Raw genomic sequence first — 13,479 nt, 5'->3', positions numbered from 1 at the left:
TTGACCTTTTTTATGCCAGATTTTTACGAGTCACTCACTTCAATAAGATCCTCGTAAACCTGTTAGTGAATGATTAACGATTAGGTTAACCACTCATTTTTAGTAGTGAACGATTAACAAGGACCAATTTCTTTCCAAACGCCCCACTTACCAGTGGTTGTTGGATCTTCACCTGTTGTCCACCATTTAGCTTCCCAAATAGTACCGCCTTTAGTGACTTGATCACCGCCAGTGTAGATAGCGCCAGAATCCCATGCATTTGTACATGTGCCACCATCAATCACTTTCTTAAGTACTTTAACAGAAGCAGAAGCGGCAGAGTTTGCAACGCCATCGCTTACCGTTACTGTGAAGTTTAGAACAGTGTCTTGCGTATATTCACTCGCTACAAAACTTACTGAAGCGCCTTGAACCGTTGCATTAAGACCGGCTGGTACATCCCAAGAATAAGTCAGTGCATCTTGGTCTGCATCACTTGAACCTGATGCATCAACCACTACCACATCTCCAGCGTTAACTTGAGAAGGAGCTGATACAGCCGCTACAGGAGCCGTATTTACAGGACCAGTGTCTTTAGCTTTTACTGTCACAACAACTGTGTCCGTTGCCGAAGCTCCTTCGTTATCCGTCACTGTTAGCGTAAACGTCAGTGTTTCTTGTTGCGCTACTTCAGCCACATCAAAGCTTGCTACTGCGCTGCTTGCATTTGCAAGAGTGACAGCTGTACCGCCTACTTGAGCCCATGCATAACTAGCAATAGTGCCGTCGCTGTCTTTAGAAGTGCTGCCATCTAAAGAGACAGAAACAGGACCAGTAACTGATTGGTCTGCGCCTGCAGCAGCTGTTGGTTTACGGTTTACAGGGTCTGTAGTGCCGCCAGCTAAACCTTCGTGCATTGCATTTAAGATATCGCCGTTATCCGCATCGATTTCCCATGAGAATAGACCTGCTAAACCTAAGCTGCGAACGTAAGCACCTTTCGCTTTTACTGAACGGTCATCATCAAACGTAATCAACTTACCTGAAGTACGGTTCCAAACGTATGGCGCTTCTGCCATTTCGTCATAGCCATATTCAAAGCCATTAATGCCTTGGTTATTTGCACCAAGCATATGTGCTTTAATGCCTTTGTAATCAATAACGCCGTCTTCCCAAACGCCCTGTGCAGTACTGCCTTTCAGTTTGCCGTTACCCACACCTGTCATTGGGTCGGTAGGATCTGTCAGCGAAGAAGGCATCACACCTTCCCAACCACGACCGTACATTGCGGTACCAACAACCAGTTTATTTGCTGGAACACCTTGAGCGAGTAGCAGTTGAATGCCGTTGTCAGTTGTATAAGCAGGGCCTTTAAACTGCTCGCCATTTTCATCCGTACCAGAGCCATCACATTGACCTGGGCGCATGAAGTTACCACAGTTCAGAGCTGTCTGGTGACCAAGTACGTTATTCCAACCGCCGTAAAAATCGTAAGTCATAGCGAAGATGTAATCCATGTGCTGGATAGCTTCGCCGTAGTTCACGTCTTCAATTTTATCGTGACCAACACCAATTGCTGAAGTCAGTTCGTAAGTACGACCATTGGTTGCTTCTAGCTCATCAAGCATTGCGCGAAGTTCTTGCATTAACGCAATGTAAGCCGGTCCATCATTCACTGTATCGCCAAGGTTCGCGTTTTCACCGCCACCACCAGGGAATTCCCAGTCAATATCAACACCGTCATAGAATTTCCAAGTGTTCAGGAATTTCTTAACAGAAGCGACAAACGTATCTCGGTTTGCTTTTGTTGTGAAATCGAAGAATGGGTCTGAAAGTGTCCAACCACCGATTGATGGAATGATTTTTAGATCAGGATTACGCTGTTTAAGCGCCATCATCATCGCGTAGTTACCCTTGATAGGAGAGCTGTATTCATGCCCTGCTTGTGGGAAACTTTTTTGGAATGCAGCCCAAGGGTCATGGATAACGACTTCGTAGTCATTCACGCCTTTACATGCAGTCATGAGGGCATTGTAACTGTTACCACCCACTGATTTAACAGATTCGTTTGGACCACAAATTGGGATAAAGCCGTAAAGGATGTGGGTTAAGTTATCCGCAGGAAGGTTATCAACCGTGTAATCACGACCGTAAATACCCCATTCAACAAAGTAAGTACCTACGACAGTATTTGGGTCTGTATTGTAAGTCTTGTTGTTTGGATCGATGTTCATTGTGAGAGGAGGAAGGTGAGAGCCATCCGTATCGGCGATTGTGATCTGAGCTGGTGCACTGATACTACAACCCGTAGCATCACATGCTTCAATTTTCATTTCGTATAAACCACCTTGACCATACTCGAAAGTGGCTGTGGTCTGGCTACCGGTTATTGGCCCCGTTGCGACTTTTACGCCATCGAAATAGATGTTGTAAGTGTCACCGGATGTACCACTCCATTGGTTGAACTTTACTGCCACTTTAGCTTTGTCGTGGTACTTAACCATTTGGTTATAGCCAGACGTAGTTTCCATAGCCAATTCAATTTTAGAAAATTGAAGGTTGTTTGAACCATACATGTCGATGCTTGGTGCACTTGGTGCAGCTTGTGCCGCCCCTGAAAGCGCCAGTGCGATGCTAGCCGCACACATGTTAAAACGAATCATAGTATATCTCTCATTCCTTGAATGTTATGAAACCAAAGCCAGTTTCATAAGCTGCTCTTTTCTCTACAACGAAATTGAGCATCCCACTTAGTATTCAAAAGAGTTTTAAATTCAGAACGGAAAATAAATCGCTTTTCGATAGAGAGTCGATAAATTACTTGTCGTTATCAATTTGTTACATCTTGAGTGAGGGATTGAGCCAAGGTTTTATAAATTTAATATCGTTCTAATAAAAGTCTTATAAGTGGGTAAAAATGAAATAAGCTAAAGGAAAATGCGAGGAATGTAGCGGATAGTTTTTTCATGACTAACATTTACTAGAGGATAGAGGATAGAGGATAGAGGATAGAGGATAGAGGATAGAGGATAGAGGATAGAGGATAGAGGATAGAGGATAGAGGATAGAGGATAGAGGATTTGCTAGCGATTGAAGTGTTCAGACAAAGAAGCTCGTCTTTGAGAGGCACCGCCACTGACCGAGGTCACAGTATGCTCGAAGCCTTCTTTGACCAGTGTTTGTGGAGGAATGGCTGGGGAAATACGTTTCAACTGTGGTGAACGAATATTACCGCTCATTTTATAGATGGAAACACCACTACCAGTTGTGATGAAAACATTGGAGCCATCAAATTCAAAGCTTGTACTAATTAAGCGATGGTTACGAACAACGCCCTTTTCAGATAGCGAAAGTTTATCGGTTTTATAGGGAGGGGAGCCCACCTCAACCCAGCTTCCATATACATTGCTAGGGTCGGTAAATTCCAAATGTGATTGGTACGAAGACAGACCAAACCAAGCAATAGAAGATAGTGCTAAACCGCCAAAGATCACGCGAGCTATCAGCATGTTTCGTGCATGATTTGATTTTTTCTTATTTGCCATAAAAGCCTAGCCATCGCTTGATCTGACTGTTGATCTTATTGATTAAAGTGTTTATTTGCAAAATAAGTTTGCGATGCACTATGTCTTAAGCCAACCTCTATTCCAAATTTTAGTTTGAAAGGCTCTTATTTGCTGTCCTATTTGACCACTAAGTTATGTATTTCCCATCCTAGGTGTAGGGCTATAGAGATGAAGGTGTATTGACCTGAATTTTTCTAAGCCATAAAAATAATTCAACACTGAGTATTTAATGCTTGTGTGATTTAAGGGAATTGGTTACAAAGTTTGTTGCATTTATTTGGTCGACAGACCGTTAACAGTCCACAAGGAAGTAACATGATTAAAGAAAATACATATTTTGATGGCGGCGTTAAGTCTCTTGGTTTTTCACAAAATGACGCTGAGATCAGTGTGGGTGTTATGGCGGTTGGCGAGTATACCTTTGGTACTGCTGCCCCTGAAAAAATGACGGTAGTAAAAGGCTCACTAACGATTAAACGAGTGGGTGACTCTGATTGGACAACATACCGTGATGGCTCTGCATTTGATGTTGTGGGCGACTCTTCATTTGAAGTTAAAGTGACAGAAGCAACGGCATACTTGTGTGAGTACTTATAATTCTGTTTGTCCTTGATGCAGGCTGACTTCTCTTAGATCGTTACCTTAAACAATTTAAGTGGCTTCATCTAAAGCAGTGAATAAAAAAGGCCACGCTTTATTTTTATACAAAGCGTGGCTAATTTGTGTTGAATTCAAGTATTCACTTATTAAAATGCAATAAAATAAGTGTTTTCATTTCTAAGATACGTCCTATCCATTTTGCGCAGCCTAGCCTAGCCTAGCCATCACATCTTAGTCTTACACTCAGTTGGTCACTATTAAGCTCGTTTTAATTTAGCCGCATATAATCAAACTAGTTATAAATAAACTTGTAACCCCTGGCGAAAGATATTAAGAGCAAAACCCGATTTACACGAAAGTAGATTGTTTCCTACAAATCTAAAATGATTCTCAAATTGACAATCAAAATATGAAATTAATAAGTTTCAAACAGTCCATTGTTGTAGTCCTGAATAGTTTGCTCAATTTCTTGCATGCTATTCATAACAAAAGGGCCATAGTGAACAACCGGCTCGTCTATTGGTTCACCACTGAATAATAGGGCGCCAGAATCTGTCTCCGCTTGCATTTGGACCCACTCAGCCTCTGTGCTTTGTGGTGGCATTAAAGCAAGTTGACCTTGATGAATCACTTTGCCATTAACTGTCAGCACACCTTGGTATACGTACACCATCACATTGTGAGTAACCGGTGGTGCATATGATATTTTTCCACCTGTTTTGGGCTTCCAATCTGCAACGGTTAAAGGAACCCCTGTCGTACTTAAAGGCCCTTGAATTGCTTGGTCTTTTAGCTGAATTTTACCTGCAATTACTCTTAGCAAACCTAGGTCTGAAGCACTATGTTCATTGATAGTTTCTGGTTGAAAATCGTGGTAGCGTGCAGGCGTCATTTTGTCTTTTGCAGGCTGATTTATCCAAACTTGGAAACCGTGTAATGAACCTTCTTCCATTACTGGCATTTCACTATGGATAACCCCTCGACCTGCAGCCATCCATTGAGCTCCACCACTCCTTAGCTCTCCCGTGTTACCCATATGGTCTTTATGTTGAAAATGCCCCTTCATCATATAGGTTAATGTTTCTATACCTCGATGCGGGTGAGGGGGAAATCCACCGACATAATCTTTACTCTCGTCCGACTTTAATTCGTCGATCATCAAAAATGGCGAGAATTTTGCATTATTGAAACCAGCAACCCGACTTATTTTTACACCGTCACCATCTGAAGTGGCATGTGCATTGATAACTTGTTGAACATATCTAATGTTAGTCATGTTGGCGTCCTTTTAAATTGGAATGAACACAGTGTAAGTAATCCGATGTGCAAAGAAGACCGTATAACATTGAGTGACATATTCGAAAATTTTGAATGATCATGAATTATGAAAAACTGACTATAATTAAGTCATGGTTATTTCAGTAAGGAGGCAATTTTGGCTGTACAACCTAAACATCAAGATAGGCACGGTAGAATTGGTTTCGAGGACGATTTCACCACAGAACAAAGACAGAGATTTACTGAAGTTGCCAATGAAGCGGTACATCGACGCGATAAGAAACAGCTTATCGAAGACCGGTTTATCCAATCAGCGAAAAGGGCAGCATTTAAACCAGTTGTCAAAACGAAATCGTCAAAGCCGAATAAAGTTAGACAAGTCATATGGATAATTATGATCGGTTTGATCAGCTTATGGGCAATGTATATGACTAACTAGTGCTTGTTCATCGCAGTAGGTAGATAAATAGTGACAAGCAGATTCATAGCAACAAGCTCATTAACTACGATTCTAGTTGGTATCAATAGCGAGCAGAACCATTATTCTTTCCGTTTTTTAAGCGGGGTAACATTGCTGCCTTCCATTAAGGGAGCAAACATATCTGGGCAGGTTTCAATTTTGGTTGAGGAAGGATTATTGTGGTAATAAGCGAAACGATTTTTCCCAGAATGTTTAGCGTGGTACATCGCTTTGTCTGCACACCGAGTCAATTCTGGTAATTCCGTTGCATCTTGTGGGTACAAGGCAACCCCCACGCTCAAGGTGAGTTCATTTAAGCGTTCTTGGTTTTGGTAACCGTTTTCAAATAATCGACAAATCCTTCCAAGAATACTGTCTAAATCATCTATTGAACGAACGTCATAAAGCATCAAAACAAATTCATCACCGGCAAACCTAGCAATGGAGTAGTCATGCTTTTCTGTCTTTCTGTCTTTAGTACGAATGTTATTACTTAATCGCTTCGCAAAGTGTTGTAACACCCTGTCTCCCACATCATGCCCGTAGTTATCATTGATTGATTTAAAGTTATCAATATCTAAGAAAACTAATGCAGTGACAGAGCGCTTAGTATCAACGGTTCTGAGTTTCTCTGATGCCCAGTTTTCAAAGCTCCAACGATTTGCAAGACCCGTTAATTGATCCATGTACGCGAGATCTTCAATTCCTTCTTGATATAAGCATTGAATATAGCTGACGACTTTATTGTAGTAATAAGAGGATGTGTGGCATACAACGCTCATAGTGAATAGGCTTAAGGTTAAGCGATGTGTAGAGTCAATAGGTAGGGTAAAGGCGGAGTTAGAGAAAACCAGTAACCCGCTAATGAACACACAAAATGACATGCTCAGTAGTAATCCAATTTTAAAATCATTAATGAAAATGACAGTAGCAAGGATAGGATATAGCCAAAGCGTTCTATCTGGGATGGCTTCGCTATACAGTAAAAGAATCGTACCTTGGACTAATAACACCCAACTTAAAATTAAGTCTGAGTATCGAGGGTGTCGAGCTTGTTTGACATACACTGCATTTAAGAGCGCGACAATTGCGAAAGTAAAATCTATTCCAGCTAAGATCAGTTGATCGGCTTGTAGATACGTCCAAGCATAAAAAAAGAACAAAATGGAGGATGCCAGAGAGCACAAGTAAACTATTTTCTGTTTTCGAGTCGAGCGGATATCCGCCATTTCCTCTAAGTGTCTCCCTACAAGGTTTGTCATACTTTTCCCTAGCATGTAAATATTCAGTTGCAGGTTAAGCTTAGGTGAAATATATGATTTTGGATGGATATCACACACATCTGGTGTGATTGATCTCTAAGTTTCATATAAAGAATGTCAGGCTTATATTCATATTAATGAGTAACAGTCGGTTTTGTGACGAATTCTCATTTACTTACATTTTATATGGTTATTGGCATGGTGGCATTTTATTGACTAATAACAATAACCTGAAACAATAACATCAGTTTATAGATTAGAGCGTGATTATGAAAAAAGAATCTAAGCGTAAATTGAGGCTTTTGCCATCAAAAATACGTAAAAGCACCATTTTCCCAATGTTAGGTGCATCATTACTGTCATTGCCTACTTCTGCCGATATTTCTACCACTCCTGTTGTTGGGGGGATATTCAGTTCATCAGAAGTCTTAAAAAATCAGGTTCTTTCAACATTAAGTTATTCGACTACTTTAACAAGAGACGCTGCTTTATTTACTATTGCTGGTGTGACGTTAGACACCTACATTTTAACTCTACCGCTAGAAGTAAAGCTTAAAGCAAAGGTGATTGCTCAGCTTTCTAACCCTACTTATTCCGTTCCTTTGGGATACTTCTTATATACCTATTATGACCGATATTCTGGTTTAAGCAGTGAAGATGAGTTTAAGCAATATCTTTCTACAATTTATGATGAACAAGTGCTGAAAGGGTTTGAGCATAGCTTGTTTTCTGTAAGTGATAGCGACGCTCATAAAGGGCATGCTTCTGTTAAAAATGGTGCAGAGAAACATGCTGACGAACCAATCAAAACCACAGAGCCGACAGGGCACCACGAGGGTATTCAAGTCGATGACAAGTTCATTGCTAATATGGTGGTGATTTACGATGCGTTGTTTGATCTTGGTGTATGGCAAGACATGGAACAATTACCCGAGAGCTATACTTATTTAACTGATTCCGATGAAGATCTTGCCATTATTAACACCGTTCAACCTATTGTTGTTGATTTGATCAATAAAGCCGCTTTTGGCATGGATGATGGTGAGATGAAGTGGGCATTGTTGGCGATTGCGGAAGATGGTAAATCCGAAAATTTATCCAAGCCGAATAATAAAGCACAAGCATTGACGATTACACTGATCGACTTTGTTCGTCTTAACCTACTGAAAGCTTACCGCCAATTTGTCTTTAAAGAAGAACGCGCAGTTGCGTTGAATGATTGGATGCAGCAGGTATTTGACGATAGCCCGAATAGCCTAGTGCAATTTCTTCACTCGCAGCAAAACCGCCGCTTTGCTGTTCAAGTGACCGTAGATGGTTTGCAACAAGGTTTAATCGAAGGGCTTGTTGATCCGACTTCTCCATTTATTCACCAAGCTTACCAAAAGCACCAACAAAGAGCGTCTTACAAACCGACTCTTGAACCCGTGATAGAGCCAAAACATGAACAACAAGTTCGCTTTATGGAAGTGCTGTCTGAGCAAGTCTATAAAGACCCCCATTACCTTCCACTCTTTAAGCGCTTATATCACGAAAATAAACCGAGTATAAGCCGTGTGGGCGTGTCTTCTACTCCAACTATTAGTGTGCGAAACCTGCCTATTATAAAAACAGGAGCGAAAGTTTCAGGGGAAGGAGGGACTGGAATCCCTAATTTCCATTTTGTCGATCGGGAAGAAGATCGCGCTTACTACTTCTTTGGTAATGATGCTCTACAGCTGGATATTTTAATGGCTGATCGAAAAGTGAAAACCATGTTTGATCGCCTGGATTATTTGAAGACACTCAACTGTAATGGTCAGTATGACTGGAATGCACACACCACTTATGACGGTTTAGTTAACCTTGGTTTAGGCGAATCTTTACGGGACTATGGGGAAAAACGATGCGTAAAAGAACTACAGTTACGTGCGGAAGTTGAGGTCGATTTAAAGCAACAGCGTGCCGCATTAATTGAAGATATTCAGTCTTATATATCTATTTCTGGATTTGACGTATTTACGAAAATGGCGAAGAAGGTTCAGGTTGAACAAGCCATTAGCGCATACTCAAAACTAGATGGTAAAGGCATGCCAGATTATACCTTAGTGTATAACCCTTGGCCTGATCATTTTGCCCATTTCACCGGTCCATTCAGTGATGAAATATTGATGCCAACGGGAGAATTAAACCGCCTAGATTATTGGTTAACTCAAATAGAGAAAACCTATAAAACCGCTGGAATTTACGATCAAACTTTGTGGGGGATGGCTGGTGACCATGGCTTAATGCCGGTCTTTTATGCCCTCAACCCTGAAAAGCAGGTTTTAGGTAATTTACAGAAAGAGTTGGATTACCCAGTTGTGGTCAAAAAGATATCTTCAGATGAAGGTGAAGGACCAAAGATCACCAATGCTCTGAGCTTCCCAAGCTTGAAAGAGGTCGATGTAGTCGTCGCCTCTACTGCTGGTGGTAACTTTATGATGGACTTCTTTAATTCTAAACTAGGGTGGAAACATCAACCTGTATACTCTGAACTGACACAGTGGAAACCTATTGCTGCACCTGCTGGTGAGTCCATTGATATTATTGCCCAAACGGTCCAGCACTTACCTGAAACTCTCGACTACTTAGTGGTAAGAGAGCAAGAGTGTAATGCGAGCTTTTGTCAGGTGCGGGTGATCGGTAATAGAAAGACTCAACGAATTGATGAGCTTATCACGCGAGATCGGGATAAGATTTTCTACGAGTCTGTGATGGATAATCAACATCCGAGACTCTTAAATGTGCAAGAATTGAATCCATATCTTCCACAGCCGACTCGTGTTGCGTTCGCGCAGTATTCAGCTTTAGTCGATAAGTGTTTAAATCGAGCAGAAAAAGACAAAGTAGAGACTTGGTGTAACCGTCAAGAATGGAAGAACCTTACCCAGTTAACCCCAAGACCTGATGCATTAAACCAATTAGTGGATGTGTATTTAGAAGATCGTGCAGGTACCGTCAATCTGTTCCCTAAAGAAGGCATCGGCTATAACACGAAAGTACCGGGGCGACATGCGGGTGAAGATTATTTAGAAAAAGATGCTTTTCTTGGGTTTTGGGGCTCTCCTATAGGAGATAAACCTGTGCCAATGAATATTGAATCTAACGGGTCCTTGGCTCCAACTTTGTTTGAATATTTGACAGGGGAAGAAGTCATCGCGGGTGAAAACGGCTGGGGATATCCTTCGCTAATTAATAAGTTAGATATTATTCAACCGACTACTCAAAAGTCAGCCCTTTAAACGGGGTAAGTGAACTATTAAAGGCTTTATTATGTTAATTACGTTTAGCTGTAAGTCGCACTCTAATGTCACCATGTTTGGTGATGTTGGTCTGCAATTGATTAAATTACTTGGTCATAGTGGCGATATTCCTGGGGCGTTAGATGCGTCTTCTATTCCTGATGCCCTTGCTCGTTTACGCGAGGCAATAGAAGCAGAAAAGCGCCTTGAAAAGGAAAGTAAGCAATCGACGGGCTATGACGACATCGACGATGATCTGAACGCAGACGATTTAAATGAAGGTGATAGCTATACAGATGTGCCTGTGAATATTGCTAATCGAGCCTTTCCATTACTTGAATTGTTAGAGTCTGCTGTAAAAGAAGAATGTGAAGTGATGTGGGAAGATTCAAGCAATAAAAGCTTCTAATTAGTTTAACGCTAAAAATACTTGAAACAGAATCAGCACCTACAAAAAGAGCCAGTGTTAGGCGAAGTCTATTTAATAAATAGGCTTGCTTGCACTGGCTCTTTTAGGTTGTTTCTTTCTGAGTAGTCGCTTAGCGAGTAAAAGCTTCCTCAGCGGCAGCTTTGTAATAAGAACTTAGTACTTATTTCTTAGAAGAGCGCTGCTGCTCTTTTAACGCTAGCTTTTCTTTCTTACGTTGTTCAATAAGCTGCGCTGCTGCGCCACCAACGTGGGTTTCGCCACGTTCATTAGACAGTTGAACTTGCTTCTCACGCTCGCGGAAACGTGCTTTTTGTTCATCACTGTGCTTATCAACACACTTAGGACAACTTACGCCTTTTTCAAAGTGTTCAGACGCTTTGTCTTCGTCAGTGATTGGTAGGCGACAAGCATTACATACATCGTATCCACTTTTCTCTAATTGATGGTTAACCGCAACGCGGCCATCAAAGACGTAGCAATCACCTTCCCACATGCTTTCTTCTTCTGGCACTTCTTCTAAGTACTTTAGAATGCCGCCTTCAAGGTGGTAAACCTCATCAAAACCTTGCTCTTTCATGTAGGCAGTCGATTTTTCGCAACGGATACCACCGGTACAAAACATCGCGACTTTTTTATGCTTAGCTGGGTCTAAGTTATCGGCAACATATTGCGGGAATTCACGGAAAGTTTCAGTGTTTGGATTCACGGCATTTTTGAATGTACCGATATCAACTTCGTAATCATTGCGCGTATCAACAAGAAGTACTTCAGGATCTGAAATTAAGTCATTCCATTCGTTCGGTTTAACGTAAGTGCCAACAACATTTAGAGGGTCGATACCTTCAACGCCCATTGTTACGATCTCTTTCTTTAACTTCACTTTAGTGCGGTTGAAAGGTTGAACGTCGTTAAACGATTCTTTGTAAACCACATCGGCTAAACGAGGGTCGTTCTTAAACCATTTAAGTAAAGCATCAATAGACTCGCGCTTTCCTGCAACCGTACCATTGATACCTTCGCTTGCGAGCAATAGTGTGCCACGGATATGGTTTGACTCTAAAACATCGGTCAGTGGTTGGCGGATTTCGGTGTAATCATTCAGTGCTACAAACTTATAGAGCGCACATACAACATATTGAGACATGGTTTTTCCTTTTGCGAGCTGGAACGTAAATCCAGAGCGAGAGTTTGCCTTTGACTAGGCTTATTAAAATCGCCCGCAGTATAGCTAAGGCAATGTAAGACAAAAACCAACTAATTGAAGGGTTATTTACCACAGAGGTTTTTAGCATCTCAGTAAATAGAGCTTCTCTATACCTGACAATTTGAAAGATTAAATGTTCTAAGCAGTGATGGCGTACAACAAAAAGCCCTGCTGTAAAAATACAACAGGGCTTTGTTATCGAGTCAGTCTAACTTAATTAGCGCTTACGCTTGGTTCAGTACTTCCGCTAAGCGTTTCACCGCTTCGGTTAACTCTTCTGGGTTGGCGTTGGTGAAGTTTAAACGCAATGCAGCTTTTGCTTCGTCAGCCTTTGGATAGAATACAGGGCTTGGTACAACCGCCACGCCATTTGAAAGCAGAGTTTTAGCCAGTTTAAAAGTGTCACACTCAGGGACTTCTACCCAAATGAACATCCCGCCATCAACCGCTTTTAGTACGCAGTCTGCGGGCAGCTGTTTCTCTAGTTCTGAAAAGAGCACTTCATAACGAGACTTGTAGAGCGTGCGAATGTTTTCCATGTGCAGGTTGAAATCTTCATGTTTCAGAAGACCAACGAGCAGCGCTTGCATTGGCACACTTGAGTGTAAATCCGCTCCTTGCTTCACCTTGATCAGTGGTTCAAGGTAGCTGCATTTACCTGTTACGGCGCCAATGCGTAAACCTGGCGATGCAATCTTAGAAAATGAACGAAGAACGATAGAGTGATCAGGGCAGAACGAAGACACCATTGGTAGTTCTGTGCCTGTGAAACGTAGCTCACGGTATGGTGCATCTTCAATGAATGCTACGTTGTATTGAATACACAGCTCAGCCACTTTTTGACGAGTCTCTGTTGTCCAACATACGCCAGTAGGGTTGTGGAAATCAGGTACGGCATAAAACATTTTAGGTGAATGCTGTGCAAAGCATGTCTCTAGTTCGTCTAGATTAGGACCAAATTCAGTTTGAGACACAGTCACAATATTTGCTTGCACTAAGCCAAAAACTTGCATTGCACCCAAGTAGCTAGGCGCTTCCATCACAACCACATCATTAGGGTCAACATATGCACGTGCAATCAAATCTAAGCCTTGTTGAGAGCCCGTACATATCATGGCTGTGTGAGATTCAGGCAATTGGTAGCTTTGCGTTAGGTGCTCAAGCAATGGACCGTAACCTGCAGTAGAGCCGTATTGGAAAACTTCAGGCATATTCGCTAGGTTTTCTAGCGTTGGCTTCATCAAATCGATAGGGAATGTTTTCTCATCCGGTAAACCGCCGGCTAATGAGATGACATTTGGATCGCTTGCGGCAGCAAGGATCTCTCGAATGTATGAAGATTGAATCTGTTGTAATGACTGTGCGATTTCCATGTGTTGTGTCTCGTTGTTTTTCGTTTTTATTTTATTGCTTGATATTACACGGCAATTGTAAAAA

General features: G+C 41.6%; 10 protein-coding genes. 4 read left to right on the top strand and 6 right to left on the bottom strand.

Annotation, left to right across the window (positions count from 1 at the left end; genetic code table 11):
* Window positions 1-113 precede the first annotated feature (113 nt).
* Both OCU78_RS21570 and OCU78_RS21565 read right to left on the bottom strand, forming a co-directional pair.
* Window positions 114-2,642 carry a glycosyl hydrolase family 18 protein gene (locus OCU78_RS21570; RefSeq protein ID WP_137371707.1) on the bottom strand — a complete coding sequence of 843 codons (2,529 nt, stop codon included), beginning with the start codon at window positions 2,640-2,642 and terminating at the stop codon, window positions 114-116.
* Between the two features lie 420 nt (window positions 2,643-3,062).
* Window positions 3,063-3,524, bottom strand: coding sequence for a DUF2850 domain-containing protein (locus OCU78_RS21565; protein ID WP_240701679.1), 462 nt, complete (start codon window positions 3,522-3,524; stop codon window positions 3,063-3,065).
* Window positions 3,525-3,860: 336 nt separating this feature from the next.
* On the opposite strand from OCU78_RS21565, the gene ppnP reads away from it, so the two are divergent.
* Complete coding sequence (gene ppnP, locus OCU78_RS21560) at window positions 3,861-4,142, top strand: pyrimidine/purine nucleoside phosphorylase (protein WP_137371706.1); 282 nt, start codon at window positions 3,861-3,863, stop codon at window positions 4,140-4,142.
* Window positions 4,143-4,560: 418 nt separating this feature from the next.
* Here ppnP and OCU78_RS21555 read toward each other — a convergent pair whose 3' ends face one another.
* Window positions 4,561-5,421, bottom strand: a complete 861-nt coding sequence (locus OCU78_RS21555; protein ID WP_137371705.1) for a pirin family protein — start codon at window positions 5,419-5,421, stop codon at window positions 4,561-4,563.
* 159 nt (window positions 5,422-5,580) lie between these two features.
* On the opposite strand from OCU78_RS21555, the gene OCU78_RS21550 reads away from it, so the two are divergent.
* The gene (locus tag OCU78_RS21550; protein ID WP_137371704.1) at window positions 5,581-5,862 is read left to right on the top strand and encodes an alanyl-tRNA editing protein; all 282 of its coding nucleotides are present in this window, start codon (window positions 5,581-5,583) and stop codon (window positions 5,860-5,862) included.
* Window positions 5,863-5,963: 101 nt separating this feature from the next.
* On the opposite strand, the gene OCU78_RS21545 is transcribed toward OCU78_RS21550, so the two are convergent.
* Complete coding sequence (locus OCU78_RS21545) at window positions 5,964-7,145, bottom strand: GGDEF domain-containing protein (protein WP_137371703.1); 1,182 nt, start codon at window positions 7,143-7,145, stop codon at window positions 5,964-5,966.
* Between the two features lie 338 nt (window positions 7,146-7,483).
* Between OCU78_RS21545 and OCU78_RS21540 the strand changes: the two genes are divergently transcribed.
* Complete coding sequence (locus OCU78_RS21540) at window positions 7,484-10,408, top strand: alkaline phosphatase family protein (protein WP_240701691.1); 2,925 nt, start codon at window positions 7,484-7,486, stop codon at window positions 10,406-10,408.
* A gap of 31 nt (window positions 10,409-10,439) precedes the next feature.
* Window positions 10,440-10,817 carry a DUF1840 domain-containing protein gene (locus tag OCU78_RS21535; protein ID WP_137371701.1) on the top strand — a complete coding sequence of 126 codons (378 nt, stop codon included), beginning with the start codon at window positions 10,440-10,442 and terminating at the stop codon, window positions 10,815-10,817.
* 181 nt (window positions 10,818-10,998) lie between these two features.
* On the opposite strand, the gene trhO is transcribed toward OCU78_RS21535, so the two are convergent.
* Both trhO and OCU78_RS21525 read right to left on the bottom strand, forming a co-directional pair.
* Window positions 10,999-11,982, bottom strand: a complete 984-nt coding sequence (gene trhO, locus OCU78_RS21530; RefSeq protein WP_137371700.1) for an oxygen-dependent tRNA uridine(34) hydroxylase TrhO — start codon at window positions 11,980-11,982, stop codon at window positions 10,999-11,001.
* Between the two features lie 284 nt (window positions 11,983-12,266).
* Window positions 12,267-13,415: an aminotransferase-like domain-containing protein gene (locus tag OCU78_RS21525; protein ID WP_137371699.1), complete on the bottom strand. Its 1,149-nt coding sequence runs from the start codon at window positions 13,413-13,415 to the stop codon at window positions 12,267-12,269.
* Window positions 13,416-13,479 lie beyond the last annotated feature (64 nt).

This window comes from Vibrio gallaecicus (assembly GCF_024347495.1).
In the GTDB taxonomy this organism is placed as follows: Bacteria; Pseudomonadota; Gammaproteobacteria; order Enterobacterales; family Vibrionaceae; genus Vibrio; species Vibrio gallaecicus.
Note: the sequence above shows the minus strand (reverse complement) of the source record. Positions and strands in the feature narration are given on the sequence as shown.